Below are 26,964 nucleotides of genomic sequence, written 5' to 3'. Positions count from 1 at the left end.
GTATAAAAGGTTTAATTGATAGACGCGTTTTCCGTGCCGTTCAATTCCCGAATCGATGCCCCTTGAATTAGCAGGCAAAAGCTGATGACCTCTTCTGTACTGCTATAAGCGGCTGAGATAGTAATCCGAGCTGAGAAAGAGTTGCCTTTTAGGGGTTGGAACTTTAACTCCAAAACTCCAGGTTGCTTCACCTGTCTAAGCTCGTCAAACTGGGCTTTTAGCGCTGGGCGATCTTGCTCGAAAACTAATCGATAACAAGTTGTGCCCACTAACCCATCTAATTTACTGGCAAATAAAACAGTAGCTGCTTGACTTGCTTCCTGAATGACTCCAGATGAGTTAACCACCAGGTAAATGTCGAATACAGCATTAAAAAGATCGCGATAACGCCGTCGCTGAATCTCGACTGATTTCCAGATCGCTTTCAGGGATGACAATGGAGAGTTTTCATCTGGTTCGTCCGATAAGGCTTGACTAGAATTGAGGATCTCGCGATCGATCCTGTCTAGCTCGGTTGACTGTTGAGCAAATTCTTGATGGGACTTGTGAATTAACTCCTCTGCCCTCTTGCGATTGGTAATGTCGAGGTTGATGCCAGCCATCCGAATGGGTTTGCCTGCTTCGTTATAAAAAGCTTTTCCTTTACTAGCAATCCAGCGGACAGTGCCATTAGACCAGACGACTCGAAACTCGATGTCATAATCTTCCTGGCGCTTGATTGCAGTGCTCACTGCCTGTTGAACATAGTCTCGATCGTTAGGATGTAGGTGACTCAAGAAAGTTTCATAGCTGCCATCAAACTCTCCAGGCACAAAACCAAACATTGTTTCCAGGTTGGGCGACCAGGTGATGCGGCCGGTGGTCAATTCGGTATCCCAGATTCCTAGTTGGGCTGCCTCAAGGGCAATTCGCAGTTTTTCTTCACTCTCACGCAGGTAGGTTTCAGCTCGTTTACGGGCAGTAATATCGCGAACGAAATTCAGAATGGCGAGCCGGTTTTCGTACTCAATCACGCGGCTGCTAACTTCAACAGGAATTTCCCTGCCGTCTTTACAGCGGTAGACATGCTCAAATACGATGCTGCCAAAATTTTCCAGGTCTCGCAGGAGAGATGCCCGACGCGCAGTATCTAGGGGCAAGCTAATTTCACTGAAGGGAATCGAAAATAGCTCTCGCCGGGTATAACCTAGCAGAATCGACGCGACCCAGTTTACCTCTAGAAGTTCATGGGTTACAGCGTCAACGATAAAAATTGAGTCAGTAGCAGATTCGAATAAGTTGCGGTATTTTTCTTCTGATTCTCGCAGTGCAATTTCTGTCTGTTTACGCTCGGTGATGTCTCTGGCTACAAAAACGGCTGTGCTGATGTCGCCTTGCATCCCCCGAATTGGATTGAATATGTATTCGTAGTCCCGAGATGCAGTGGTTGTCGGAATTGTGATTTCGCCGCTGAGCGGCTGACCGCTGATGAAAACTTGACGATGCTGGTTGTTGAGGAGAGTGGTAAGGTCAGCCGAAAGATGCAAATCTTCGCAGGTTTTACCAATTAAGTAGTTGCGCTCGCACTCAAAGGCGCGTGCCCCAGCGGGGTTAACGTAGGTGTAGCGACCTAGTCGATCTTGCACAAAGATCAGGTCGGGTATGCCAGAGAGAATTTGGTTTAAGACGATCGCCTGCTGACTGTTGTGTTCTGTGATGAGTGTTGCCAGGTCAGCGGATTGTTGCTGTAATCGTTGGCTAGGTGAGCTGTCTTCAGGAGACTCTGGGGAGGGTGCAAGAACTGAACGCTCTGTTTCTAGCAGTGAATCAACGACCTGCTTAAGATCCGCAATTTGGCGTAGGTTTGTTAGACTCAAGCGATCGCTCGTCTGCATCTCAGTCAATTGACCGATCAGCTCTGCAATTCGCTCCTCTAGCTGAGTCCGTTGTGGCTGGATAGCCTCAGAAATAGCAGGAGAAATTGAGGGAGAAATCCCAAAAGCATCAGCGAGAACATTTAGAATTAACGAATTTTCACCGATTTGATCGGCGTTTGCACGGGCGGCGATCGCTTGACTCAGTGCTTCTGGAAGTTGAATTGTAATTGAGGTGTAGGTCATGGTAACACTGCGCTATCTGGCTGAACTTTGTATTGCCAGACACTTGATGGGTCGTTATGTTGCTATGCTTGTGTCGCCACACACTGATACACCTTTCCTCAACACAATTATCTCACTTCCAACCCAAGTTGAGCAATCCTTTCGGAGAATCTAGAATAATTTTTATTTTAAGTAAAATGGAGCAGTTCATGAAAGGTTTATAAAGCTTGTCTAATGCTATTGCAAAAACCTTACAGGTAAAAGATTATTAATAGAGTGCAACACACGTATTGCAAAGTTATAGAGCAGCTAATTAAGCGGTTGCAATTACTTTAACAGCCTGTATTGCAGTTGGTTGTGCGTTCAGTATCGCTTAAGTTCCTGCCCTTTATCTTGCTAACGGTCATCTACCTGGAAATAGGGTTTATTTAATCAAGTTTGGCTTGATTTAACATGCTTAATTAGCCGCTTTGTAAAGATAGAGTGGGGGTTTTGTTGATCTTTAATGAAAACTCAAACTGCTTGAATTGCGCTTCAAAAATTAGGTGCATTACCAACAGAAATATAGCGGTTGCTTGAGGCAAACCGTAGGCTGCATCTTTGTACCAGTGTCTAAGTAGACAGGGTACACCGCCAGACTCTTCATCTAAGTCGTGTGTATGGGCATTGAGCCTGGACAGATTGATTTGTCTCCTAAGTAGGGACTGATTTCTGATAGGCAAAAGAAGTCTTCTTCTCTTGGTACTTGTTAATACAGCTTACTAATACAGATAGCTAAAGCATTGCTTGATGTGGCTAGAGAGCAGTGCGGTTTTAGGAGCTATTTCTGTGCGCTATTTCAAATACGAAGTTGTTGGATCTCAACCCTATGAGTTCATTTCGCAATTTTGGAGAAGCCCCTATGGGACTGAAACTGCTTAATTCCAGCAGTCAATCTACCTGCTTAACAAGCCCTAATCTCAGACGGGCTTTGAGAAAGATGGCTCTTTTCCTGGCAGAAAGTTGGAAGTCTGACCATCCTGAACCCAACCCGGAGTTTGAAAAAGATGTTGATGCCTGTGTCTCCCAGGTGACAGTAGAAATGGCTAAAGCTGCCAAAGCGGTAGGAGGAGTTGCTAGCGTAGCTGTCTTAAGTGGAGCGGGTTCGGAGGCAGCAAGATTTGCTTGCAGTTGTGTGTTATCGAGTTCAGAAGACTCAGTATCAGCGTTGGAGGACTCAAAAGAGTCTATGTCATAAGAGTTTGCGTAGATTTACGCCGTTAACTCGTCTTGCAATTCCTTAAACGTTTTCATTTCTCCCTACGCAAGCTTTTGCGCTCTTTTCACGTTGCGATTTTATTTTGCACGGGCTTTTCACACTCATTTACTACCCTCCGGGAACCGAGCTATGGCCACTCAATCTCACTCTGATCCAGCCGCTAATTCACAAGCGCAACGTCAGTCACAATTTCAACTAAAGCCTTCGGAGTCTATAGTTCAGTTTGACTTAGCATCAGAGCAACGTAAACCTGAAGCTTTGCCTAAGAAATTTCAGGATCTTTCGGTTAGCCATAAACAGTTAATTGGGATGCTGATGACTGAAATTTCCACAGTTGGTTTGGCAGGGGTAGGAACAGCTTTGCTGGTTTCGGCAGGGGCGGGTCAGGCTAGGGCCGAACTAGTTGTGACGGAGACTGAATACAGCGTCCAAACAAATTTGTTAAAAGCTTATGTCCAGGACCAGGCTGAAGACACGAGTGTAGTCACAGCGGCTAGAGCTCGACAAACGGGGCAATTGTCTCACCCTGAAATGCAGCAGCAGGTTGATCAAGTTTCACAAGAGCAGGTTTCAAATTTTGGGGTAGAGTTTTCTACGCTAATTGGACAAGATTTGCAGGCGATCGCCATTCAGGCTTTGCCGGGATCTGAAGCGGAAGCATCTGCTGTAGTTGTTCGGGAAACGCCGGGCACCTCCTCCAATACCACGATGTTGTGGGGGTTGGGGCTATTGGCGATCGCCACTGCTGCCTTGGGGGTTGGGTTGGGGCTGGTGGTTGCACGGAGAAAAACGACTGCGGTATCCCTGAAGCAGCTACAGCAATCCACCCATCAATTTTTGGAGGGCGATCGCACAATTCGGGCAGATGCCTCTGGAAAAGACGAAGTAGGACAGCTTGCCCACACCTTCAACCGACTGGCAGAGCAGATAACGACTTCAGAAATTGCCACGACGGAGCAAATTCGTCGTCAGGCGAGTGAAATTGAACAAGCCCAGTTTTTTATTCAACAAGCCCAATTTTTTAGCACTGTTGCTGCCTCTGAAACGCGCACGCTGCAAGACTTGGAGACGTTGTTTAAGACAGCCGTACAGGGGGCGCAACAGATCCTAAAAGCGGATCGGGTGGTCATCTATCGTTTTTTACCCAACTGGAGCGGCTACATTTCAGCCGAGGCGGTCGATGCAAATTATCCTCGCGTTATGGGAGGCAAAATTGAAGATGCTTGCATTGGACAGGAGCTAATCGAGGCTTACCGAAAAGGACGGGTTGTCGCGACTAACAATGTTTATGAAGCAGGCTTTCACCCCGATCATCTCAGGCTGATGGAGCAACTTAAGGTCAAAGCCAACCTGGTTACGCCTATCCTTCGCGACGGCGAACTTTACGGGTTGCTGGTCGCCCATCACTGCGCCGCTCCTCACATTTGGCAGCAGCCAGAAATTGACTTTTTACAACAGCTAGCTCTCCAACTTGGGCTGGCGATTGATCGAGTTTTTCTGCTCATTCAAAAAGATGGCGCTATCTTGCGAAACCAGCAGCTTAGCGAAATTACAGGCGCGATCGCCAATGCTGTGAGCATTGGTGAAGTCTATCAATGTGCGATCGCTGGCATACGGGAAGCCCTAAAAACCGATCGGGCTGTCGTCTACTTATTTGATGAAAATTGGCAAGGAACCATCGTTGCTGAAGTCGTCGGGGCAGGCTTTCCTAAAGCCTTGGGTGTTAACATTGCCGACCCTTGCTTTGCTGAGAAATACCTTGATAAGTACCTGGCAGGGCAGGTCCAGGCAACCAACAATATTTACGAAGCCGGATTGAGTGACTGCTATTTAGGACAGCTAGAGCCTTTTGCCGTCAAAGCAAATCTGGTTGCTCCAATCTTGGCCTATGACAAGCTGCACGGGTTACTCGTCACTCATCAATGTTCTACGGCGCGAGCGTGGCAAGAGCCAGAAATTACCTTCTTCAAGCAGGTTGCAAGTCAGATCGGGATTGCCCTCGATCGGATGAACTATTTAGCTCAAAAAGATATGGCGCTCTACCGCGCCCAAAAACTCAGCGAAATTGCCTCTGCAATCGGCATGGCTGCTGATGTTGAGGAGATTTACAACACTGCTATTGCAGGGGTGCGAGAGAGCCTGAAAACTGAGCGGGCGATCGTTTATCTCTTTGACAAGGATTGGCAAGGACACGTCGTTGCAGAATCCGTCAACAGAGGCTTTCCCCAAGCACTGGGCGCGAACATCGCTGATCCTTGCTTTGCCGACAAATACATTGGCAAATATCTTGCGGGTCGTGTCAAAGCTACTAACAACATTTATGAAGCAGGCTTGAGCGACTGTTATTTGGGACAGTTAAAACCTTTTGAAGTCAAGGCTAATTTGGTCGCGCCGATCCTGGCTTATAATCGGCTGCACGGTTTGCTGGTGACGCATCAGTGTTCTGCTCCCCGCACTTGGCAAGAGTCAGACATTGTCTTTTTTAAGCAGGTCGCTACTCAGGTAGGACTTGCGCTCGATCGCGTCAATTTTTTAGAAGAATTGGATCTGGCACGTCAGCAGGCAGAGAACCTGGCCAGAGAACAGCGTCAGCAGCGAGAAGAACTTCAGGATAACTTGCTTCACCTCCTCGATCAGGTGGAGGCAGCAGCAAGGGGCGATTTGACGATTCGGGCAGAGGTAACCACGGGTGAAATTGGCACTGTCGCTGACTTTTTTAACTCAGTTGTGGAAAGTTTGCGGCAAATCGTGACGCAGGTAAAACAGTCTGCCGTTCAAGTAAGTGAGGCGATCGCCGAAAGCGAAGGATCGATTCGCCAGCTTGCAGATTCAGCGCTTCAGCAGGCTGAAGAAATGTCCTATACCTTAAACTCAGTTGAGCAAATGACCCACTCCATTCGAGCGGTGGCTGAAAGCGCCCGTCAGGCTGCTGAGGTGTCTGACAAAGCTTCTGCAACTGCCGAGGCAGGAGGAACTGCGATGGATTTGACAGTGCAAAATATTCTCAGCTTAAGAGACACAATTGGCTCAACAGCCAAAAAAATCAAGCGTTTAGGTGAAGCCTCGCAACAAATCTCTAAAGTGGTGTCCTTGATTGAGAAAATCGCTCTGCAAACTAACCTACTTGCGATCAACGCCGGGATTGAGGCTGCACGAGCCGGGGAAGACGGAAGCGGATTTGCGATCGTTGCAGAGGAGGTGGGAGAACTCGCGACCCAATCAGCAAAGGCCACGGGAGACATTGAAGAAATCGTCGCTGCAATCCAAGCAGAAACCAATCAGGTGGTTGAAGCTATGGAACAAAGCACTTCGCAAGTCGTTGAAGGAACTCGCTTAGTCGAAGATGCCAGAGTGAGCCTGAGTGAGATCGTAGAAGTCTCTCATCAAATTAACCAGTTGGTGAAAACCATTTCAGAGGCAACCGTATCCCAAACTCAAACCTCTTTGCTAATCACAGGACTGATCCGGGAAGTCGCGCAAGAGTCAAAACAAACTTCCGATCGCTCCCGTCAGGTCTCCGAGGCACTGCAACGAACTGTAAGCATAGCCAAAGAGTTGCAGATTTCTGTAGAAACGTTCAAGGTTAGCTCTAAAGAAGATGTCGATGAGGAAATTACGTTGCCCCTGTAATGGGGGAAATCGAAGTCAGCAGGCTGTGCCCTTCAATCTCTAAGCCTCCTCCCGATCATTAACGTCACTAATGGTGCAAAAGACTTGTCTGATCGAACCGTCTATTTCAAACTGTGGATCGGCATTTACCAGGAGCTGTATCCAGTCATCGTGGGTAGGGCGGTAGACACCAACAATCACATCATGGACCGGTTGGCGAGTGGCGATCGCCTGCGATACAGGCAAAGCCTCCTTCGGCAAGGGTGAACCATCTTCTGAGACAACTTGCCAATCAGGATCTAAAAAGGTTTTACCTAAAAGCTGCTCTTGGGTGAGTCCTAGAAGTTGCAGGGCTGCCGGATTGCAGAACAAGATTTCGGTTTGGCTGCCGAGGATCAGCACACCAATCTGCAAATTTTGAATCAGCATCCGCAGCCCTTCTTCGCTGATTCGCAGTTGCTCTTCTGCCTGTTTTCGCTCTGTAATATCCGTGACAACGCCAAAACTGCCCTGGTGTTGCCCCTGAGCACTGAGCATCGGTGTTGCCGAAAAAATCGTGTGAACGGAATGCCCTGCTTTATGGCGAAAAGCAATTTCATACGTGCTGCGTTCGCCGTTTATTCGTCTAGCAATTTGCTCGCGCAACATCTCATGGTCTGCCTCGCAAATCAGGCTAAAGCTCTCGTGACCTACAATTTCGTCTCGCTCATAGCCCAACATTTGGCAGATGCGATCGTTGGCGTAGGTATAGATGTTGTGATGGTCAGCAATCAGAAACCCATCGCTCATGGTTTCGACCAGATTGCTAAACTGCTGCTCACCCTCGTCGCGGGCGGCAGCAGTCTGTTTATGTTCTTCAATTTCCTGCTGTAATAGCTCGTTAACCTGAGACAACTCCGCAGTGCGCTGCTTGACGCGCTCTTCTAGGGCTGTCTCTAGCTGTTTGCGCTCGGTAATGTCTCTCGCAAAACTCTGGAAAACGAGGCGATCGCCATACTCAATTAATCGGCAGCTAATCTCAACCGGAAGTTCTGAACCGTTCTTGTGCCGCAGGATGTGCTCAAAAATAACGTTGCCTGTCCGCTGAAGCTCAGGCACAATCTTAGCTTCCCGGCTCGTAGTCGCCTCTGGTGTTTCAATCTCTGTCAGAGTGAGTTGCAACAGTTCCCGCCGAGTGTAGCCCAACCGACGAGCCGCATTGCGATTTGCATTGAGAATGCTACCCGTAGACACGTCAATGATGAAGATAGAATCATTCGCCAACTCAAACAAGTTGCGATACTTCTCTTCAGACTCCCGCAAGGCGATTTCGGCTTTCTTCCGCTCGGTAATTTCCCAGGCGGTACAAATCACCGCATCAATGGTGCCGTTTACTCCATGAATTGGGTTTAGCGCGTATTCATAGTTTTTAGAACCCGATGGGACAACTGTTGCAAACTCACCACTTAAGGGACGACCCCCGGTAAAGATTGCTTCGGCTTTCTTGACCAGCAGCTCCATCATCTCAGCAGACAAACCTAGATCGTGAAACGTTTTGCCCAGAAAATAGCTCTGCTCATACCCAAGCATCCTGGCTCCCGCCGGATTGATATAGGTGCAGCGCCCCATCCGGTCTTGGACGCAGGTTAAACCGGGAGAAGCGGCAAGAATTTGGTCAAGCGCTTTTGCCTGTTGCTTAAGTTGAGCGATAAGCTGCAACTGCTCATCAACAATTTGCTTTTGCCAACTTGGGTCATCGGGTAACGTTTCAACTGCAGTTTGAGACGACCAGCTTCCAGGTGCTAACTCCTCAGAAGGTTGAATGCTAAAGGTTTGGAAAGAGCGAATTGCCTGCTCAAGCACTTGTACCAGGTCAGCAGTATTGCTATTTGTAAGAGATTTTTGGTTTGCTTCTGCCAGCTGATGTGACAGAGTTGTTACCTGCTCTTGCAAGTCATCTAATTGCTGCTGAAGAATCTCAGTGGTGACGGGTGCTGGGGAAGGAGGTTGAAGTCCGTAAGTTTGAGCTAGAGCTTCAATCACAATGGCAGTGCGGTTTCTGCCGGTTGCCCTAGCTTGACTTTCAATAACCTCGATTACTTCTGCTGGTAACCGAAAGGTGATCGTTTTACTAGCCATATAATGTATCGAGGATTACTCAACGACTCGTGAAAATGCTGATGCTCGTACCCAAAAAATTGCCCTATTCTGCAAAGCTGTTTTATTAAAAGCTAGCTTGAATAAACTGGGTAATGGGATTGTCCTGCGATGCACTCCTAGTCACGCGGAGCAACCTCGACATGGCGAAACTATGATGTTAGCGCCTGTGGCAGGAAACCGCGCAACGGCATATTACGTATTTCTATCAGCGCTTAAGGATTTGGCTCAACCGTATTGTTACGGAATTGGATTATGTGGTTTTGGAAAACTACTTAAAGAAACCCTAACTGCTGTGCCATTTGAGAAATATCAGCTGAATGTTTTTACAAGCTTATCCTTAAGATCGCAAAATAGCTGGCTTATTTGCAGAATTTCGCGATTCCCTAACTTTTTTGAGCTTTATGTAAGTCGTTCTATATAGAATCGCAACTTAAGTGGACTATACGAATTTGCTTCTACTAAAAATTAATTTTACTCTTTGATGCATTTGTTTTTTGTAGATATAAAAAATCCCCTCTTAAAAAGGGGAACTAGACGGCGGGCTGCCGTCTTTTTAACGAAGGTTAGGAAGGAGCAAAGGGGTTGAAGAACTAGCCCAACCCTAAGTAAATGGCTGTAGGAGTGTCTGCGATCGCTACGCTTGCATGACCTCGAACGCTGGATCTACCGCAACCCAGTCTACAGAGGGTGCTTGCTCAGCGAACTCAGCCTCAATCATTGCTTGAATCCAGAGGTCTTCATCTTCCTCTAAGTCGTTAAGAGCATAGGTTTGAGTACTCTCAGAAGAGAGTGTGCTGGGAAGCAGGACGTTGACCGGAGCCTCGATATCGTTGAATGGCTGTTCAGAGCGTTCTGGCATGAAGAATTCCGGAGTGGCGATCGCTTCGATCGCTTTCGGGACGAACTCTGCCATTCGCTCTGGCGTGGTGATTGCTTCAGGTGGCGCAACGGCTGCCTCTTGATAGGTGCTGAAGCTAGCCAGATCAAACGCTAACTCTTCTGTAGAAGATGCTTTATCTTCTACCAGCAAATCTGCTAGAGAATCGGCTTGTGGGTCTACCTCAAAACTTTCTGCTGAGTTGTCCAGGTAATATGCACTGTAATGTGCACTATGCTCAACCCCCATAATTTCTGGAGCTGGCATTGTTGCAAGCACTTCAATTGCAGCAAACTCAGCTTCTGTAGGGCTACTGTCTGCTGAAACTGCTACAGCCGCATCTTCTATGCTGACTCCCGTTAGTTCGCGGGTGTATTCCTCTGAATATTGGGTGAGGACAGCTTCGGCGAAGGCGATCGCTTGCAGCTGCTCGGGTGGAGTGACTGCATTAATTGAGCTTGGCAACGACAGCTCTGCGGCACTTTCAATGTCGCTCGCCTCAGGACGCTCTGGAGTCGCAGTAGAAACGGGCTTAGCGATCGCTTGCTGAGTCAAATCTCCAGCGATCAGGGCAGCCAGGGTATAAAACGCAGTTGTTGAAACACGCATAGTCTGAATTCAACAGATAAAAGGCGGCGTTCTTATGCTAGAGAGACATTCAGCATGGAGCAAACATCACAAACTGTTGTCGGTCTAAACTTTCAGAAGTCAATTCACTCCAGAAATCAATTCATTCCGGAAATCAATTCTTTATGAAGTCAACTACTAATACACCCAGAGGAGTCAAGAATCAGGATAACGGCTAGAAATCTATTTCAGGGTAGCAGCCTTACTATAACAGTCTGATCTAATTCGTGAATAGGACTTCGTGAATAGCATGAGTTTGCGAAAGCATTGTCTGAAGCAGTGAATCGCTCAAAACTTCTCTCAAAAGTGATTTTAAGAGGTCTATGTTTGAGGTCATGACCTTTTGCAGTATATTAATAAAAATTAGCTACGTTGAAGATTCTTAAACTTACAGGTAGATAATTTTCACCCCCTCATATCCTTTCACCTCCTTAAAATTTTTAGTCTATGCAGTCTTCGCAAAGTCCTGATCCGACTCGTGGTCAGCTTGAGAGAACCCTTTCTCAGCGAATTCAAGCGCTGTATCGAACTCAACTTGGGCACCGTCCCAACAAAGTCACCTGCAACATTTTGGGTGAAAAGCTGATGATTGTACTGGAAGAGGCAATTACTCAGGCTGAGCAACTTTTGTCTAGTACAGGTCGAGAAGCTTTAGCCGAGCAGGTTCACTTTGATCTGGATAAGGCGCTTCAGCCACAGCTAACCGAGCTGATTGAAGAGGTGCTAGGGGTTAGTGTGGCTGATTTGCTAAGTGATGCCAAGTTGGAAACCGGGCGAACGGGGATGATCGCAATCCTAGAAGCAGAGCCTCAAGTTCGAGAGCCTTCTGCTAAGACGAAGCTTAAGAAACAGACCGCATACGACTTAGATGTTGCTGAAGCATAACCTCCAGTTCGTCAAGGTTGTAAGGCTTGTAGATATAGTCTTCACAGCCTGTTTGTAGAATGCTCTCGCGATCCTCTGCTCTCGCGAGAGCCGTAACTGCAATTATCGGAATGTGAGCTGTCTCAACGGTCTGTTTGAGCTGGCGAATAATCTCTAACCCACTGAGGTCTGGCAAGACAATATCCATCAGGATTAAGTCTGGCTGATAAGCCTGAGCCAGCGGCAAAGCGGCTTGCCCCTTTAACGTACTAATGCTAGAGAACCCAAACAGATCGAGAGCATGAAGCAGCATCAGCAAGTTGTCTTCATTGTCATCAACAGCCAAGATTAGCGGCCGGTTAGCCACACAGTTAGGTCCGGAGGCAAAAGGTAATTCTAAGTCCATACTCTTCAGCAGAAAAGTGACTGATCAGGGAATGCTCTAGAGAGGATCTGACGAGGCACTCACGTAGGCGGCTATCTGGCACCTTCATGAAGACATGGCTCGTGTGTTTGTGAAGATGGATTGAGACTGTAAATCAATTCACCACTAGAAACACAACACTATGTGAAGCATTTTAATACTAATTTAAGATTTTTGATGGAAAACAAGAAATGCATAGACTCTGATCAAATTCTGAGTTGAGAGGCTTGCTTCGCTTGAGGGATAATCTAGCTCAAGAAGCAAAGCTCTGCAAAGCGTCTGCATGTGTAAGTCGCGAAAGTTGCTTACATAGTGACCAAAAATTCCTCTTCTAGCGTTTTTAAGGACAAAACTGAGATTTGCGTGTCTTTATGGGCGATCGCCCGTTCGGCTTCGGTGTTGTAACCCCAATCTGCCAAATAAAGCTTGACGTGGCTCAGAGCTGGCTGATTTTGGATAGTTTGTAGCGTTTTCAGCCGATCTTCTACAAACCAGATAGAAATGGGTTGATCCGTGTTGCTGCTGAATTGCTGATGTAGAGTACGCAAGGTCTGAGCCTTTGGTCGTTTCACCTCTTTGCCATAAATTTGAGCGGTCGGCAGATCAATTCCCTGTTGCTGTAGAAGCTGACGCACAAATCTGCCTTCTTTCGTCGTGATAATCGCGAGGTGAATGGAACTTTTTAGAACGCGCTGGAGCAGCGAGGTAATGCCCGGGTAGAAGCGATGTTGCGCCAGCCAGCCTTCCAGGTCAACTGCAATCCATTCATCTCGAACCTGATCGACGCTGTCCGCAATCTCACTTGGGTTGAGATTGTCTTCGGTGATTTGCCGTTGGGCGATCGCCTGCCAATTCTCTAGGATCTCGTCTTCTGGCGTGTTGAGGAGGAGCGATCGCAACAGCACTGGCATTTCCCAGCCCGTTTCAATCACTGGGCGCAGGCGATAGAACTGCTCAGCTAAACCCGGAGGCGGCATGGTGTCAGCAGGCAACCAGATTCGTCCGTAGGCTCGCCATGCTGTTTGAAAGTACTCAATCAACCCATCACAAACGACCCCGTCAAAATCGAGCGCTAAAATTGTCGGCATTGTTGGCATAGCGCAATCCTACTGCTGAAAACTTGCTGCACCTCAACTTTATCAGGACTAGTTTTGAGCATTTGGAAGAGGTTTGAAAAGTGCGAATTTTGGTACCTCTGGCGTTCGCCTCCCGCAAAATGTGATCGCGATCACATTTTTTTTGCAGAAAAGTCACTGAGGATTTGTACCTAATCAGGCATTCTTATAGATACAGAGTTATCTCGCCGCATTCATGCCTGTTGCTCCTTCTCTGCTGCCAACTGCTCTATCAGATCTCACCGCTCACGTCGCTGAGTCTGGCAATATTACGCTGGCAGACCGCTATGGGTTGATGGCAGCTATTTTTGATGAGTCTATTAGCGATGAAGAGCGATTTGCGATCGATCGTCTGCTGCGGGCAGTTTGTCGCGGGCGATTTAAGCTAGTGGATGAGCTTTCGGTTGTGATGTAGTGTTGAGCGATCGCATTCGATTTAGCACTGCAGCCAGTTCATCAGGGCGAAACATTGCTAGATCTCCTTGGGGAAAAGCCGTGAGAACATCTGGACTGCTGGACTGCAAGTCAGCCATCACGTATTCCAGAATGGTTTTGAGCGAATATTGACCATCTAAATAGTGCTGTTGAATGTAGGTGAGAGCTGCCCCGATTGCTCGGAGTTGGTTCACCTCGACAATTTGCTCAACCGCAGTCAGGTCAATTGCTTCTGCGCCAAACACGAGTTCATCCACATCTCGAACTTTGGTGCGAGGAGGGCGTTCACCTCTCTCCTGCGGGAGGCTAAAGTGAGGAATGCGTTGAGCGATCGCGCCAAATTGACTGCCGCCTTCCGGAGTGCGATCGGTAGCGTATTGTTGGGCGATCGCTTTTGCCTGTGCCGTCACTTCCTGCGGCTGAAAGTCTGTCATCGCAATCACCGTGTCGGCTACGTCAAAGTAGTCGCCGCTGCCTCCCATCACCAAAATCGTAGAGACGCTGTAATCCTGATAAAGCTGTCGAATTTTATCGACAAATGGCGTAATTGGTTCTTTTGATTTGGCAATGAGTGCCTGCATTCGGCGATCGCGAATCATAAAATTCGTCGCCGAGGTATCTTCATCCACCAGCAGCACGGTTGCTCCAGCTTCCAGCGCTTCCATGATGTTGGCGGCTTGAGAAGTGCTGCCACTGGCATTCTCAGTTGAAAACTGTTCTGTAGAACGCCCTTGAGGTAAGTGATTGATGAATGGTGAAATGTTCACCCCAGCAATGCTGCGACCGTCCTCTGCCCGGATTTTGACTGCGGCTGGATTGGTGACTACAAACTCCCGTCCGTCACCGGGAATGTGATTGTAAATGCCGAGGGCGATCGCCTTCAACAGCGTTGATTTACCGTGATAGCCACCTCCCACAATCAGCGTGATCCCAGATGGAATTCCCATACCGCTAATTTCACCCTGGTTGGGACGCTGAAAGTTAACTTGCAGCGACGCAGGTGATTCAAAGGGCAGCGCATTTTGGGTAAGGGGGCGATCGTCCACTCCACTTTGGCGTGGCAAAATTGCTCCATTCGCAACAAACGCTACCAGTCCTCGCTCTGCAAGCTTTTGTCTGAGCCAGTCTGCATCTTCCACCGTCTCAACATGATGGCGAAGCTCAGCGAAATTGAGCTGAGCGTAGTTTAAAGCGCGATCGACAATCAACGGCAGATCTTCACACAATAGCTCTGCTGCCTGTTTGCCTAAAATCGTTCTGCCCCGTGCCGGAAGCCCAACAACGAAACGCGCTTCAAGCTGTTTGGACGTGATTAAAACCGAAGTGCGCTCTAGAACTTGTTGGCTGGTGGGGGCGATCGCAATCAAACCACTATTGCCGCTACCCCGTCGTCCTCTCACCTCCGCTGCAACCTGAGCAAACTGGCGCGTCAGATAATCTCGCAGTGCAACTTCACGGCTATGGGAACGGTAGAGTTCTTCTGGAAAAGATTGAATCCCTGAATCAGTTTCCTGAGAACCCGTTTGCGGAATCTGCACTCGTAGCCGACTCGGTGACGCAAACGGATCGCCCTGTACATAATCAATACTTAACTGAAAGCCAGGAAACTGATAGACTCCGGCAATCTGCTTGTATGCTTTGTAGCTTCGCTGGTCGAGCTGAAGTAACTGTTGATATAACCGCTGAGAATCCATTGCAGCCCAGAATGAAGAGGAAATTGTGTTGGACCGTACTTCATTAGTAGTTTTTCAATATGACTCCTGAACAATGTAAAAATATGACGGACATTCGAGCCGAAATCGATCGGTTAGACCGTCAAGTTGTTGGGCTGCTCGGTCAGCGTTTTGCTTACGTCAAAGCTGCTTCTCGCTTCAAGACAAGTGAAACTGCCGTCAGAGCACCCAAACGCTTGCAAGATATGTTACAGCAACGTCGGGTTTGGGCAGAGGAAGAAGGATTAAATGCTGATGCGATCGAAAAAATGTACCAGGATTTAGTGAATCATTTCATTGACGAAGAAATGCAGCATTGGAAGCAATCCGAAGGTAAGTAAGCGCAACACATACAATTTGGGTAGCTTCAATGTATCGTTGACGATTCACTTCGACCAACCTACAAGTTTGTGAGAAATGAGGCTGCGATCGGCAACTAATCAGGAAGGGAATTTTGGCGATCGCCTATCCTGCAGCAACGCGTTAGAACTCCATACGAAACTCAACTTCATGCTGAGTAAACCCTAGTGCTTATACAATTCGTGAACTTGTGGTCTAGAGATGCGACTTGTTGCGATGAGCTTATAGCAGTTTGCTTCCTTGGCTAGCCCAATCACTTGCTTAACCAGGTTTGGACCGACTCCTTTACATCGGTAAGATTCATCCCCATATACATCTTCCATCAGAGCAAACGGCTGGTTGTGCAAATCGTTGTACATCCAGTAGATGTATGCTCGTCCGACCTCAGTTTCGTTGTCCATGACAGAGATGCTAATGCCTTGTGCTTCAACCCTCTCTTTTAAGGTTCACACCCTACCCCTACTTCTACTTGCTCAACTAAAATTAGTTGCATTTTAGTTGTATTTAATACAAATGGGATCATTGCAAGGAACGCTTCACAGTTAAAGCCTCTGAAATTTCTAGCTTTTACGTATTCTCGTTGAATTTGATAAAGTAATGTAAAGCGGCTTTATCAAATCTTTCAGATGCATTTTTGGTAAGAATAACTATAATTGAGAGAACCTGCTGATGGCGATCGCCACCAATTTACGGCTAAGGTTCATCCACGCACACAAACTGGTTTAGTCCAAAACCCTATGCAAGACGAAACCCTTAACCTGAATCAGGAGGACTATAGCCTCTTGACCGACCTTTACCAGTTGACGATGGCAGCTTGCTATGTTGGTGAAGGCTTAGACCAACGACAGGCAAGCTTTGAGATGTTTGTGCGGCATTTGCCTCAAAATTTTGGCTATCTAATTGCGATGGGGTTAGCTCAGGTATTGGAATATCTAGAGCAATTACGCTTTACTCCTGCTCAGATTGCCGCATTGCAAGCTACCGGAATTTTTGCTAACGCGCCCGCCGAGTTTTGGTCACTGCTAGCAACGGCCCAATTCACTGGAGACGTATGGGCTGTGCCTGAAGGAACGGCTGCGTTTGCCAATGAGCCACTGCTGCGGGTTGAGGCTCCGCTTTGGCAAGCGCAGATTGTCGAGACTTACGTGCTCAATGTGTTGAACTACCAGAGCTTGGTTGCAACGCGGGCGGCTCGACTGCGAGATGTGGCAGGCCCGGAAGCAACGCTGCTGGAGTTTGGCACGCGCCGCGCCTTTAGCCCCCAGGCTTCCCTTTGGGCAGCACGGGCAGCTTTAGCAGCAGGTTTGAATTCAACCTCTAATGTGTTGGCTGCCCTAAAACTCGGTCGTCAACCCAGCGGCACAATGGCACACTCGTTAGTCATGGCGCTAACGGCAATTCAAGGGAGTGAAGATCAGGCTTTCACCGCATTTCACCGTTATTTCCCAGGTGCGCCGCTGTTGATTGATACCTATGACTCTGTTGCTGCAGCAAGCCGATTAGCGGAACGGGTCAAGGCGGGAGAAATCGAGCTAAGCGGTGTGCGGCTAGATTCTGGCGATCTGGTGGAATTGTCGCAACGGGTGCGATCGCTCCTCCCTAATGTCCCCATCTTCGCTAGTGGTGACCTGGACGAATACGAAATTTTGCGTCTGAAAAAAGCAGGAGCCAACATCGACGGTTACGGCTTGGGCACCAAATTAGTTACGGGCGCACCTGCCAATGGCGTTTACAAACTGGTCGAGATCGATGGAATCCCCGTAATGAAAGAATCAAGCGGCAAATTCACCTATCCTGGACGCAAGCAAATTTTCCGTCGCTTCAAGTCAGGAGCAGAACAAGAATTTGAGGGCGATCGCCTCGCTCTAGCCACCGAACCTGCTGCCGATGGCGAACAACCGCTGCTGCAACTGGTGATGAAACAAGGTCAAAGGGTGCAGCCCGTTGAAGAAATGGAGGCGATCGCCCCCCAAGGGGAACTGCTTCGTATTGCTCAACGCACTCTTACCTCTGTCAACAGCCTGCCCGCTCCCATTCGCCAAGTTGAACACCCTCTCTCTGTCACTCCCGAAATTTCACCTGCTCTGCAAGAAATGACCCAACGTACACAACAGAGAATTCGTAAGTCTTATACTGAGCAAAATTCGTAGGCCCAATACCCATCATGGCTGCAATTGCACTTTTCGGAACTAGCGCTGATCCTCCCACCGCGGGACATCAGCAAATTCTCAACTGGCTGTCTCACCACTTTGACGAGGTGTGGGTTTGGGCCTCTGACAATCCGTTTAAGTCACACCAAACCTTGCTGGCACACCGGGCAGCGATGCTGCGATTGTTGATTGAAGATATCGATCCACCACGCCACAACATTCATTTGCGGCAGGAATTGAGCAGTCCCAGAGCTTTAGTGACAGTCGAACAGGCTCGTCAGCAAGGGGCAAATGCAGAATTCACCCTGGTGGTTGGCTCTGACCTGGTTGGGCAGTTGCCCCGCTGGTATCGCTCAGACGAGTTATTTCGTCAGGTCAACTTGTTGGTGGTACCGCGACCGAGTTATTCACTGGAAGAGGCTAATTTAGAGGGGTTAAGGGATCTGGGTGCAAGGGTGGCGATCGCTGACATGACAGGCCCAGCGGTTTCCTCAACAGCGTATCGTGAAGAGGGAGACTCCCATATCCTCACCCCGCCAATCGAGGATTACATTTATCGAGAGCAGCTATACGAATGGCAGGACGCACCCAGAAAAAGACTGCTGACTCGTCCCCACAGCAGACCCTAGCCGACTTCAAAGTAGGAGTCGATAACGTGATCTTTTCGGTCGATACCGCTCAGAATCGTCTGTTGGTGTTGCTAGTGATGCGTCACGAAGAGCCGTTTTTAGGACGTTGGAGTCTTCCAGGAACGTTGGTGCGATGGGGCGAATCTCTGGAAGATGCTGCTTATCGCGTACTGTCTGAAAAGATTCGCGTCAAAAACCTTTATCTAGAGCAGCTCTATACCTTTGGTGGTCCTGATCGCGATCCCCGTGAGGCAGAAAGCAGCTATGGAGAACGTTATCTCTCGGTTAGCTATTTTGCCCTAGTGCGGTTTGTTGAAGCTGAGTTAATCGCGGATGGTGTGAGTGGCATCGCCTGGTATCCAATGGAGCAAGTTCCAGAACTTGCCTTTGACCACAATCAGGTGTTGGAATATGGCTATCGTCGTCTGCGGAACAAGTTGGAATATAGTCCGGTTGCCTTCGATGTGTTGCCAGAGGTGTTCACATTGGGCGATTTGTACCAGCTTTACACCACCGTTTTAGGCGAAAACTTTGCCGACTATTCTAATTTTCGTTCTCGCTTGCTAAAACTGGGGTTTCTCTGCGATACCGGAGTTAAGGTTTCTAGAGGAGCCGGACGACCAGCTAGCCTATATCGCTTTGATGCTGAAGCTTTTGCTCCGCTAAAAGACAAACCATTAGTGTTTATTTAGTGATGAGTTTTGAGTTAGGAAATGGGCTATGGGAATTGATGAGCTATTGAAAGAAAAGCGAGAGGAAATATTGGCGATCGCTGCCAAACATGGAGCCTACAACGTTCGAGTTTTTGGCTCAGTTGCCCGTGGAGAGGCAAATGACAAAAGCGACGTAGTAGAAATCGAGCAGGGCCGTACTTTGCTCGATCAAATTTCTCTCATCCAAAGTCTTGAGGATTTATTAGGGCGAAAAGTAGATGTGGCTGAGCCAGAGAATCTACATAAGTTGATTAAGGATAGGGTCTTGAAAGAGGCAATACTTTTATGAAAGACGATCGGATTCATTTGAGTAGTATTGTAGAACGGATTGAACGAATTCAAAATTACGTTCAAGATGGACAAGAGACTTTTATGCAGCCTCAAATCATTCAAGATGCTGTCATCAGCAATTTTTTAATTATTGGGGAAGCAACAAAGCAAATATCTCAAGAACTTAAGCAATCTTATCCAACTGTTGAATGGAGACAAATTGCAGGCTTGCGAGATATCTTAATTCATAACTATTTAAAGACAAGTTTAATTAGACTTTAGGGAATTATTGAACAGAATTTACTAGAACTCAAGGTGATGGTTACGGCTATTTTGCAAGAATTAGGCGACGACCCATGAGAGACGAGGTTCAAGTTAGGGGAAACAGACTTGCGGTGTTAATCGACGCAGATAACGCCAGCGCTGACTTGATTGAGCCTTTGTTAAAAGAAATGGCAAAGTATGGGACGGTTCATGTCAAGCGAATTTATGGCGACTGGACTCGTCCTCATCTGACTCAATGGAAGGATAAACTCAACAAATTTGCAATTCAGCCGATTCAGCAATTCACCTACACGCAAGGCAAAAACTCGACCGATAGCGCTTTGATTATTGATGCAATGGATTTACTTTATACCGGCAATTTTGACGGATTTTGTATTGTTTCTAGTGATAGCGATTTCACCCGATTAGCTAGCCGCATTCGAGAAGCGGGGCTGGTCGTTTATGGGTTTGGTGAAAAGAAAACCCCAGAAGCGTTTGTGAGTGCTTGCGATCGCTTCGTCTATACAGAAATTCTCAAGCAAACAGAGAGTTCTGTCGAATATCACTCAATAGAAAGTAAGTTAAGTGAAGAAGATAAATCTGTTGCTTTCAAGAAAATTTCAGATCACGTTCCTGTAAGTACAGAGGATCAGAAGTTAAAGACGAATAAAAAATTAATTAAGCTGCTCAAGGATGCCTATGAGGCGATCGCCGACGAAGATGAATGGATTCATTTAGGTCCATTTGGCACTCAATTAACAAAACTATCGCCTTCTTTTGACCCTCGAAACTATAGCTATAAAAAACTCAGTAGCCTGGTTCAAGCTATTGATTTATTTGAGATTAGAACAATTTCTAGAGCAATTCAGATTCGATTAAAGAATTAAAAACTAAACCTTGTTCTGTAACTGCAACCCCAAATTTTCATGAAAATTGCGATCGCCCAACTGAATCCGACTATTGGTGACTTGGCTGGCAATGCTCAGCAAATTCTCAACGCTGCACAGGAGGCAGCGGCTCAGGGAGTTCGGCTGTTGCTGACAACAGAGCTATCGCTGTGCGGCTACCCGCCACGAGATTTGCTGATGCAGCCTAGCTTTGTGGATGCGATCGCGTCCACACTGCAACAACTTGCACGAGATTTGCCGCCACAGTTAGCCGTGTTAGTTGGGATGGTGGAGTCGAATGGGCGATCGCCTCAAGATGGTGGCAAAGCGCTGTTTAACAGTACCGCGCTGCTAGAGGGGGGCAAGGTGCAGCAAATCTTTCATAAGCGACTGCTGCCCACCTACGACGTATTTGACGAAGATCGCTACTTTGAGCCGGGGTTACAGAGCAATTCCTTTACTCTAGATGGACTTCGCATTGGCGTGACGATCTGCGAGGATTTGTGGAACGACGAGGAGTTTTGGGGCAAGCGCAACTATACGGCAAATCCGGTTGCTGATCTGGCTAATCAAGGGGTTGACTTCATTGTGAATCTGTCTGCCTCACCCTACAGCGCAGGTAAACAGCGCTTGCGAGAATTGATGTTGCAGCACGGTTCCAAACGCTATCAGCAGCCGCTCATCTACGCTAATCAGGTCGGCGGCAATGACGACCTGATTTTTGACGGCAGCAGCGTTGCCTTTAACCGCCAGGGTGAAATGGTGGGTCGGGCAAAAGCGTTTGCGGAAGATTTGGTTGTTCTGGAATTTGATTCAGCTCAGTCCGATTTGCAAATTGGTGCAATTGCTCCCCAACCTGAAAATGACGATGCCGAAATCTGGTCAGCACTGGTGCTGGGCGTGCGGGACTACGTGCGGAAATGCGGTTTTTCTAAAGTCGTAATCGGTTTGAGCGGTGGGATTGATTCTTCGCTGGTGGCAGCGATCGCCACTGCTGCATTAGGTTCCGCGAACGTCCTGGGAATTCTCATGCCCTCCCCTTACAGTTCTGACCACTCCGTCACCGATGCACTGGAGTTAGCTCGAAACTTAGGCATCCAGACGCACACGCTGCCCATCGACAAACTGATGCACACCTACGATGAGACTTTTGCCGACCTGTTTGCAGGCACCAAATTTGGCATTGCCGAGGAAAACATTCAGTCTCGCATTCGCGGCAACCTGCTAATGGCGATTTCTAACAAATTTGGGCATCTGCTGCTTTCTACAGGCAACAAATCCGAGATGGCTGTTGGCTACTGCACGCTGTATGGAGATATGAACGGTGGGTTGGCGGCGATCGCCGATGTCCCCAAAACCCGCGTCTACTCTATCTGCCAATGGCTCAATGAAAGAATGAAGGATGAAAACGGAAGGAGTAGTCAAAGTTCCCAATTCCCCATCCCTAACCCCCAAGCCCCGATTCCGCTTAATGTTCTCGTCAAGCCCCCCAGCGCCGAACTTAAACCCGGACAGGTCGATCAAGATTCCCTTCCGTCATACGAAATTCTGGATGACATCCTCGATCGCCTAATCCACCAGCACCAATCGCCAAATGAAATTGCCGCAGCAGGACATGACCCAGCCCTAGTTGAGAAAGTGAGCAGACTGGTAACTCGCGCCGAATTCAAGCGCAAGCAGGCTCCTCCGGGGTTAAAAATTACTGATCGCGCTTTTGGAACGGGGTGGCGAATGCCGATCGCAAATCGGTGGGCGGGCACCATTCAGCCAGCTGCTAATCTACCCGCTAGTTCCGGGAAGCAGACAGCCGCTCAGAGCTACTAACGCCACCAAAGTACCTTCGCACTACTTTTTTGACCCTTCCGCGCCAGTCACCTCCGCGATAACGAAGTCCGATGCGCTCTATCGCCCGTACCAAATCATGTCGCCCTCTAGCTTGTAGATGTGGAATCAAATCCTCATAGCAAGACATACGGTAGGGAGTCTTGATAAACACCCGTTTCACCAGCATCTCTTCAGAAAATTCAACTTTAGGAAAAGTGCTAGCTTGCTCTAGTTTTCCAAGTGCCAGCAGCGCTAGTGTGGTTCGGATGCATTTGTCACATTTGCCGCAGTTCAGCATACCAGGCTGCATTTGTCGCACTTTGGTACAGACCTTCAGGTTTTGCAGCGCTACATCCCAGTCAGCAACAAGTTTCGTTTTATCTAGCCTGGATAGAGTGACACCATCATGCTGAATTTTTAAGTCGTAACTACTGTAATTGGGGTCAAGCAACGGGTGGGAGCCATGAGGAAACAAGGATGGAATGTTGCCTGTTGAAGCAATGGACATTCGACCGAACCGCGGGCCAAACGCATGGGCAACCGAAGCAAGAGCGGCACCCTGAAACTCATTGCTCCAGAAGTAGGTGTCAGTATTAAGCTGTCTGACGTTGGTGTAAACCGGAATCAAATTTACTCCAGCATCTTGGGCTACGTTTGACATAGAAGCCACCAAGCGATCAAAAGCGTCTAAAAACTGTTCGTTTTCCTCTATCTCATCTCCACCAGAACTGATGCCATAGATGGTCAATCCATCTTTGAACGAATTGGGATGCTCTCGTGGCACAGTCAGACGGTTGTGGCGCAACGTCGCAAGGGAATCAATTCCACCTGAGAAAAACCAGCCTGCTCTCTGGGGTGTAGTACTTTGAGCAGGTGTTGTTCGAGTTTTGGCCTGAATTTCGACGGGTTCGCGGTTCAGCTCATACCAGTGGCGAATCCAGCCCATTGCAGTCATTAATCCATCACGCAATTCTGGACAAATTTCTGCATCTATCGAAACCCGCTTTTCGCCATGATGCAGAGCGGGCACAATGCTGGCAACTAGAAACGCATGAGGGTTACAGGATAAATCTTGAGCAAAATCTGAAGTAGTTTCAAAATAGATTTCTTGAGTGGGGCGATCGCAATCTTCCCAAACAACTGTCGCCGAAACCCGCTTTAATCTAGCAGTGTTTTTTGATTTAAGATTTTCAATTCTCATAACGAAATCCAATTTATGTGAGGCAAATCGGTCTTTGGAGTTAAATTATGTGGAAATACGTATCCTGCTAGACTGAACTCGCAGTATCAGGTGAATTATTATCCATTGGGAAGGAATAATTTTTTTCCTTCAGCCAAGGCTTTATCCCTGATCCTACGGTGAGGGTTGGTCGAAGTTTTTCGTGTTTTGGTGAAGTTTATAAAGTTTTGATGAAGTTCCAGGGCTAATCCAGCACCCCTTGCCTCTGGATAACCGAGAAAATACGGAGCGGGTTAAACTAACGGTTCGACCGGATCGCTACAAATGGATGAGTGCTGCTATACAGTTTGAGTGTGGAGTATTTTTCTTGGAATCCCCTCAAATGGCAGTTACTACTCAGCATCTCATCCGCCTCAAACAACAAGGAAAGCCGATTGTTGCGCTCACTGCCTGGGACTATCCTTCTGCAAAATTGATTGACCAGGCTGGAGTAGACCTGATTTTAGTGGGGGATACTCTGGGCATGGTCGTGTTGGGCTATGAAACAACTATCCCCGTCACCTTAGACGAAATGTTGCACCATGCAAAGGCAGTGCGACGTGGTGTAAAACAAGCCCTACTTGTATTTGATTTACCGTTTCTAAGTTATCAAGAAAGCTCGACCCAGGCGCTACATTCAGCAGGTCGTGCCATGAAAGAAACGGGGGCACAGGCAATTAAGTTAGAGGGAGGCTATCCTCTCATGGTTGAGACGGTGGCTCATCTGGTGCAGGTTGGTATTCCGGTGCTGGGTCACATTGGTTTAACGCCGCAGTCGGTTCACAAGTTTGGCGGTTTTAGAAAACAGGGCAATTCACCAGAAGCAAAAGAGCAAATTTTGCAAGAGGCGATCGCCCTCGAACAAGCTGGAGCCTTCGCTATCATCCTGGAACACATTCCCTCGGACTTGGCGCAGCAAATTTCCCAAAAGCTAACCATCCCCACAATTGGCATTGGTGCAGGCCCATATTGCGACGGACAGGTGCTTGTGACACACGACCTGCTTGGCTTGTCCGACTGGCAACCACCCTTTGCTAAAACCTATGCCAACCTACAAGAGACGATTACTCAGGCGGTTCAAACCTACAGCACCGAAGTGAGAGAACATAAGTTTCCGGTAGAGTAGTCCTCGCCGCTAAGCATAAAGCTCTGCAACGTACTCCTCATAGCCGTTATAAAGCAAAGTTGGGCGCTCTTCCCAGCTAAATTCAGAGCCGGAACCGATCAGCCGCTCTTTTGCCTGTGACCAACGAGGATGGGGGACTTGTGGCTCTACGTTAGCGTCAAATTTGTATTCGCTGGAGCTGATTGTGTTCCAGTAAGTTGCAGGTTGAGTGTCGGTAAACTCAATGCTGACAATCGATTTGGCTCCCTTGAAGCCATATTTCCACGGCAAAACGGCTCGAATTGGGGCACCGTGCTGTTTGGGTAGGGTGTGTCCATAGATGCCGACGGCAAAGAAGGCTAGCTCATTTGCCATTTCTTCAATTCGCAGTCCTTCTGTGTAGGGCCAGGGTAAGAATCTGGAGTGCAATCCTGGTCCTTTGGTGACCTGAGAATCGTAGAAGGAGGTAAACCGCACGAATTTTGCCTGGGGAGTTGGGTCAACGGCTGCAATCAGCGCATTCATCGGAAACCCGATCCAGGGAACGACCATCGCCCAGGCTTCGACGCAGCGGAAACGGTAAACCCGTTCTTCTAAAGGAAAAGTTCTTTGCAAATCGTCCAGGTCAAAGGTGCGCGGATTGTTGACCAGTCCGGTGACTTCAACTTTCCAATCTTCCGTGGGAAGTGCCTGTGCATTTCGCCAGATATGTTTGCTGCCGCCATATTCATAGAAGTTGTTGTAGGTGGCAGCTAGCATTTCATTAGTGAGGGGGCGATCGCTACCAGCATCCAAAAAAGCTGAATTTGGCGCACCCTGCAAGGGACTGGTGCCTAGCAGTGGCTCTTCTGTCTCAACACTTTTAGATTGACAACCCCACAACCCCGCGATGGAACCGCCAATCCCAGCCCCTACTAGGGTTTTGAGAAATTGCCGCCGGTTAAAAAAGGCTGCTTCAGAAGTCACGTCCCGCTCTGGCAGTTGCCACGACTGGGGAACCCGAATGAGTGCCATAAAAACCCAGAACCCTTACCGCTCTACACTTTTTAATATATAGGGTTCCTCCAGGTGAAACATCTGATTCTCAGGTAATTCTTATCTCAGCTTGCAGCAACCATTTCTAGATTATGAGTAGCCTGGTCAAACAAATAATTGAGCGCAAAGAAGAGTTCATTCAGGTTTGTAATCGTATAACTGGCAGTGTTTTTGGTGAAAACCTGATGCTGCAATCGACCAAATTCCCAAAGCTTACCGTCGGTGACAATGCCATAGATCGGTCTTTTGTGCTGATTAAGATAATCCGCCGCTACGAGTTCAGCTAAGCATTGCCCCCAGCCTTGTTCAAAATCGTTGCGTTTTGCTTCAACTAAAAGCAGCAGGGGAAGCCCTAGAATTGTTTTGCCCAATTCAGATTTTTGGGAAAGTACATAATCAGGAGTACCGTTGAGTTTTGCATCATAAGCAAACGGTTTCTGTACCCAAAAAGCGGCTTTATTGCAATATCGTTTGTAAATTTCTCTGAGAATTGGAAAAATTACTAATTCGCACCGAGCCGCTTCTGAGGAAAAGGCATCCATACAGGTCAAATTAAAGTCAAATTCCTTAAGAAATAGGGCTGACACGTCCATTCGTAGCTCAGAAACGAAGTTATCTTCTTGATATTTAATTTGATATTCTTCTTGCACCTGAGCAAGACTTTTGTAGTCACTAAATGACATAAACTATCCTCTGGCCCTGCCATATGGCCTTTGAAGCTTCCCCTGATTTATAGTATCGGGCACTTCGCAATCAGTCGGCAGGGCTTCAGGTGGTTCAAAGGCGATCGCTAACCGCACATCAGGCATCTGTCGCTGAAGGGTAGCAAGGTACATTTCAGCATCATTGCGACGACGAAAACGGGCGATCGCCACAGTCTCACAGTTGGGCAGCAGACGATAGACCACCCAAGGATGAAGCTGGTCGTGATAAGTCATGGTGTTGTAGTGGTAGAAATGAGACACTAAAGCAGTGCTGCCCTTTTCTATTTGGGCAATTCACTACTCTTAAATTTCATACGCCATTATGACGCGCCAAATGGTTGTACGTCAACATGGCGCGCCAAATTCGTTGATGAAGAAAGACAGGCGACCTCAGGAAAGCGATTCACCCATTGAGAAGTTGAGGATTCAGCGCACAAACTTGTCACAGGCTGAATTCGCGGTTCAGTGTGGCATTCCGCTACGGACTTATCAACGCTGGGTGTCAGGAGAGACTGAGCCAAAGCTGACCCCTCGCCAATGGAAAACCTTGATGCAGATTTTAGAAATTCAATCTGTTGATGAAATACCAGATGACTTTTCTCCCGGTTGAGCAAAGTCTCCCGGTTAAGCAGAGGAAGCTGGAGATTCCGAATTAGCATTACCGGG

At 47.9% G+C, this 26,964-nt stretch carries 26 protein-coding genes; 15 read left to right on the top strand and 11 right to left on the bottom strand.

What is annotated here, in order from left to right; translation table 11 throughout:
- Positions 1-11: 11 nt before the first annotated feature.
- Positions 12-2,099 carry a PAS domain S-box protein gene (locus H6F93_RS13025; protein WP_190681303.1) on the bottom strand — a complete coding sequence of 696 codons (2,088 nt, stop codon included), beginning with the start codon at positions 2,097-2,099 and terminating at the stop codon, positions 12-14.
- Between H6F93_RS13025 and H6F93_RS13020 the strand changes: the two genes are divergently transcribed.
- The 3 genes from H6F93_RS13020 to H6F93_RS13010 all read left to right on the top strand — a co-directional run bounded on the left by H6F93_RS13020 (position 2,098) and on the right by H6F93_RS13010 (position 6,966).
- Positions 2,098-2,253, top strand: coding sequence for a hypothetical protein (locus H6F93_RS13020; RefSeq protein ID WP_190644268.1), 156 nt, complete (start codon positions 2,098-2,100; stop codon positions 2,251-2,253). The genes H6F93_RS13025 and H6F93_RS13020 overlap by 2 nt on opposite strands.
- A 693-nt stretch (positions 2,254-2,946) precedes the next feature.
- Positions 2,947-3,315 carry a hypothetical protein gene (locus H6F93_RS13015; protein WP_190681300.1) on the top strand — a complete coding sequence of 123 codons (369 nt, stop codon included), beginning with the start codon at positions 2,947-2,949 and terminating at the stop codon, positions 3,313-3,315.
- 150 nt (positions 3,316-3,465) lie between these two features.
- Positions 3,466-6,966, top strand: coding sequence for a GAF domain-containing protein (locus H6F93_RS13010; protein ID WP_190681298.1), 3,501 nt, complete (start codon positions 3,466-3,468; stop codon positions 6,964-6,966).
- A 39-nt stretch (positions 6,967-7,005) separates the two neighbouring features.
- Here the strand turns inward: H6F93_RS13010 and H6F93_RS13005 are convergent, their stop codons facing one another.
- Positions 7,006-9,063 carry a PAS domain S-box protein gene (locus tag H6F93_RS13005; protein ID WP_190681296.1) on the bottom strand — a complete coding sequence of 686 codons (2,058 nt, stop codon included), beginning with the start codon at positions 9,061-9,063 and terminating at the stop codon, positions 7,006-7,008.
- A 655-nt stretch (positions 9,064-9,718) separates the two neighbouring features.
- Positions 9,719-10,570: a hypothetical protein gene (locus H6F93_RS13000; RefSeq protein WP_190681294.1), complete on the bottom strand. Its 852-nt coding sequence runs from the start codon at positions 10,568-10,570 to the stop codon at positions 9,719-9,721.
- A gap of 465 nt (positions 10,571-11,035) precedes the next feature.
- Between H6F93_RS13000 and H6F93_RS12995 the strand changes: the two genes are divergently transcribed.
- Positions 11,036-11,473, top strand: a complete 438-nt coding sequence (locus H6F93_RS12995; RefSeq protein ID WP_190644273.1) for a Na-translocating system protein MpsC family protein — start codon at positions 11,036-11,038, stop codon at positions 11,471-11,473.
- On the opposite strand, the gene H6F93_RS12990 is transcribed toward H6F93_RS12995, so the two are convergent.
- Together H6F93_RS12990 and H6F93_RS12985 are read right to left on the bottom strand one after the other, a co-directional pair.
- Positions 11,430-11,819: a response regulator gene (locus H6F93_RS12990; protein WP_347277287.1), complete on the bottom strand. Its 390-nt coding sequence runs from the start codon at positions 11,817-11,819 to the stop codon at positions 11,430-11,432. The genes H6F93_RS12995 and H6F93_RS12990 overlap by 44 nt on opposite strands.
- A 362-nt stretch (positions 11,820-12,181) precedes the next feature.
- Positions 12,182-12,973: an HAD family hydrolase gene (locus H6F93_RS12985; protein ID WP_190681291.1), complete on the bottom strand. Its 792-nt coding sequence runs from the start codon at positions 12,971-12,973 to the stop codon at positions 12,182-12,184.
- Between the two features lie 214 nt (positions 12,974-13,187).
- On the opposite strand from H6F93_RS12985, the gene H6F93_RS12980 reads away from it, so the two are divergent.
- Positions 13,188-13,406, top strand: coding sequence for a hypothetical protein (locus H6F93_RS12980; RefSeq protein WP_190681290.1), 219 nt, complete (start codon positions 13,188-13,190; stop codon positions 13,404-13,406).
- Here H6F93_RS12980 and H6F93_RS12975 read toward each other — a convergent pair.
- Positions 13,372-15,120 carry an ABC-ATPase domain-containing protein gene (locus tag H6F93_RS12975; RefSeq protein ID WP_190681288.1) on the bottom strand — a complete coding sequence of 583 codons (1,749 nt, stop codon included), beginning with the start codon at positions 15,118-15,120 and terminating at the stop codon, positions 13,372-13,374. The genes H6F93_RS12980 and H6F93_RS12975 overlap by 35 nt on opposite strands.
- Positions 15,121-15,179: 59 nt before the next feature.
- On the opposite strand from H6F93_RS12975, the gene H6F93_RS12970 reads away from it, so the two are divergent.
- Entirely contained in the window at positions 15,180-15,479 is a 300-nt protein-coding gene (locus tag H6F93_RS12970) for an isochorismate lyase (protein WP_190681286.1), read from the top strand.
- 183 nt (positions 15,480-15,662) lie between these two features.
- Here the strand turns inward: H6F93_RS12970 and H6F93_RS12965 are convergent, their stop codons facing one another.
- On the bottom strand, positions 15,663-15,899 hold the full coding sequence (locus H6F93_RS12965; RefSeq protein WP_199313684.1) for a GNAT family N-acetyltransferase: 237 nt from the start codon (positions 15,897-15,899) through the stop codon (positions 15,663-15,665).
- Positions 15,900-16,151: 252 nt separating this feature from the next.
- Between H6F93_RS12965 and H6F93_RS12960 the strand changes: the two genes are divergently transcribed.
- From H6F93_RS12960 to H6F93_RS12930, 7 genes are all read left to right on the top strand, one after another.
- Positions 16,152-17,648, top strand: a complete 1,497-nt coding sequence (locus tag H6F93_RS12960; protein WP_524537941.1) for a nicotinate phosphoribosyltransferase — start codon at positions 16,152-16,154, stop codon at positions 17,646-17,648.
- A 14-nt stretch (positions 17,649-17,662) separates the two neighbouring features.
- Positions 17,663-18,277: a nicotinate-nucleotide adenylyltransferase gene (locus tag H6F93_RS12955; RefSeq protein WP_190681284.1), complete on the top strand. Its 615-nt coding sequence runs from the start codon at positions 17,663-17,665 to the stop codon at positions 18,275-18,277.
- Entirely contained in the window at positions 18,223-18,969 is a 747-nt protein-coding gene (locus tag H6F93_RS12950) for an NUDIX hydrolase (RefSeq protein ID WP_190681282.1), read from the top strand. Before H6F93_RS12955 ends, H6F93_RS12950 begins: the two co-directional genes overlap by 55 nt.
- A 28-nt stretch (positions 18,970-18,997) precedes the next feature.
- Positions 18,998-19,279, top strand: a complete 282-nt coding sequence (locus H6F93_RS12945) for a nucleotidyltransferase family protein (protein WP_190681280.1) — start codon at positions 18,998-19,000, stop codon at positions 19,277-19,279.
- On the top strand, positions 19,276-19,542 hold the full coding sequence (locus H6F93_RS12940) for a HepT-like ribonuclease domain-containing protein (RefSeq protein ID WP_199313683.1): 267 nt from the start codon (positions 19,276-19,278) through the stop codon (positions 19,540-19,542). Before H6F93_RS12945 ends, H6F93_RS12940 begins: the two co-directional genes overlap by 4 nt.
- A gap of 74 nt (positions 19,543-19,616) precedes the next feature.
- The gene (locus H6F93_RS12935) at positions 19,617-20,411 is read left to right on the top strand and encodes an NYN domain-containing protein (protein WP_190644282.1); all 795 of its coding nucleotides are present in this window, start codon (positions 19,617-19,619) and stop codon (positions 20,409-20,411) included.
- A 39-nt stretch (positions 20,412-20,450) separates the two neighbouring features.
- Positions 20,451-22,235, top strand: coding sequence for an NAD+ synthase (locus H6F93_RS12930; protein ID WP_190681278.1), 1,785 nt, complete (start codon positions 20,451-20,453; stop codon positions 22,233-22,235).
- On the opposite strand, the gene H6F93_RS12925 is transcribed toward H6F93_RS12930, so the two are convergent.
- Positions 22,198-23,436, bottom strand: coding sequence for a hypothetical protein (locus H6F93_RS12925; RefSeq protein ID WP_190681275.1), 1,239 nt, complete (start codon positions 23,434-23,436; stop codon positions 22,198-22,200). The two genes, H6F93_RS12930 and H6F93_RS12925, sit on opposite strands and share 38 nt — an antisense overlap.
- A gap of 361 nt (positions 23,437-23,797) precedes the next feature.
- Here H6F93_RS12925 and panB point away from each other — a divergent pair, with 361 nt between their 5' ends.
- Positions 23,798-24,580 (top strand): 3-methyl-2-oxobutanoate hydroxymethyltransferase, encoded by a 783-nt coding sequence (panB, locus tag H6F93_RS12920; RefSeq protein ID WP_190644285.1) that lies wholly within the window; start codon positions 23,798-23,800, stop codon positions 24,578-24,580.
- A 9-nt stretch (positions 24,581-24,589) separates the two neighbouring features.
- On the opposite strand, the gene msrP is transcribed toward panB, so the two are convergent.
- From msrP to H6F93_RS12905, 3 genes are all read right to left on the bottom strand, one after another.
- On the bottom strand, positions 24,590-25,573 hold the full coding sequence (gene msrP, locus H6F93_RS12915; RefSeq protein ID WP_190681272.1) for a protein-methionine-sulfoxide reductase catalytic subunit MsrP: 984 nt from the start codon (positions 25,571-25,573) through the stop codon (positions 24,590-24,592).
- An 86-nt stretch (positions 25,574-25,659) separates the two neighbouring features.
- Positions 25,660-26,277 carry a hypothetical protein gene (locus tag H6F93_RS12910; RefSeq protein ID WP_190681270.1) on the bottom strand — a complete coding sequence of 206 codons (618 nt, stop codon included), beginning with the start codon at positions 26,275-26,277 and terminating at the stop codon, positions 25,660-25,662.
- A 3-nt stretch (positions 26,278-26,280) separates the two neighbouring features.
- On the bottom strand, positions 26,281-26,559 hold the full coding sequence (locus H6F93_RS12905; protein ID WP_206755729.1) for a hypothetical protein: 279 nt from the start codon (positions 26,557-26,559) through the stop codon (positions 26,281-26,283).
- A gap of 61 nt (positions 26,560-26,620) precedes the next feature.
- On the opposite strand from H6F93_RS12905, the gene H6F93_RS12900 reads away from it, so the two are divergent.
- A complete protein-coding gene (locus H6F93_RS12900) occupies positions 26,621-26,908 on the top strand; it encodes a helix-turn-helix domain-containing protein (RefSeq protein ID WP_242043431.1) in 288 nt (95 codons plus the stop codon).
- Positions 26,909-26,964: the final 56 nt, after the last annotated feature.

This window comes from Leptolyngbya sp. FACHB-671, from assembly GCF_014695745.1.
Taxonomy (GTDB): Bacteria; Cyanobacteriota; Cyanobacteriia; order Elainellales; family Elainellaceae; genus JAAUTN01.
The sequence above is the reverse complement of the archived record's forward strand: the minus strand, read 5'-3'. Positions and strand labels throughout refer to the sequence as shown.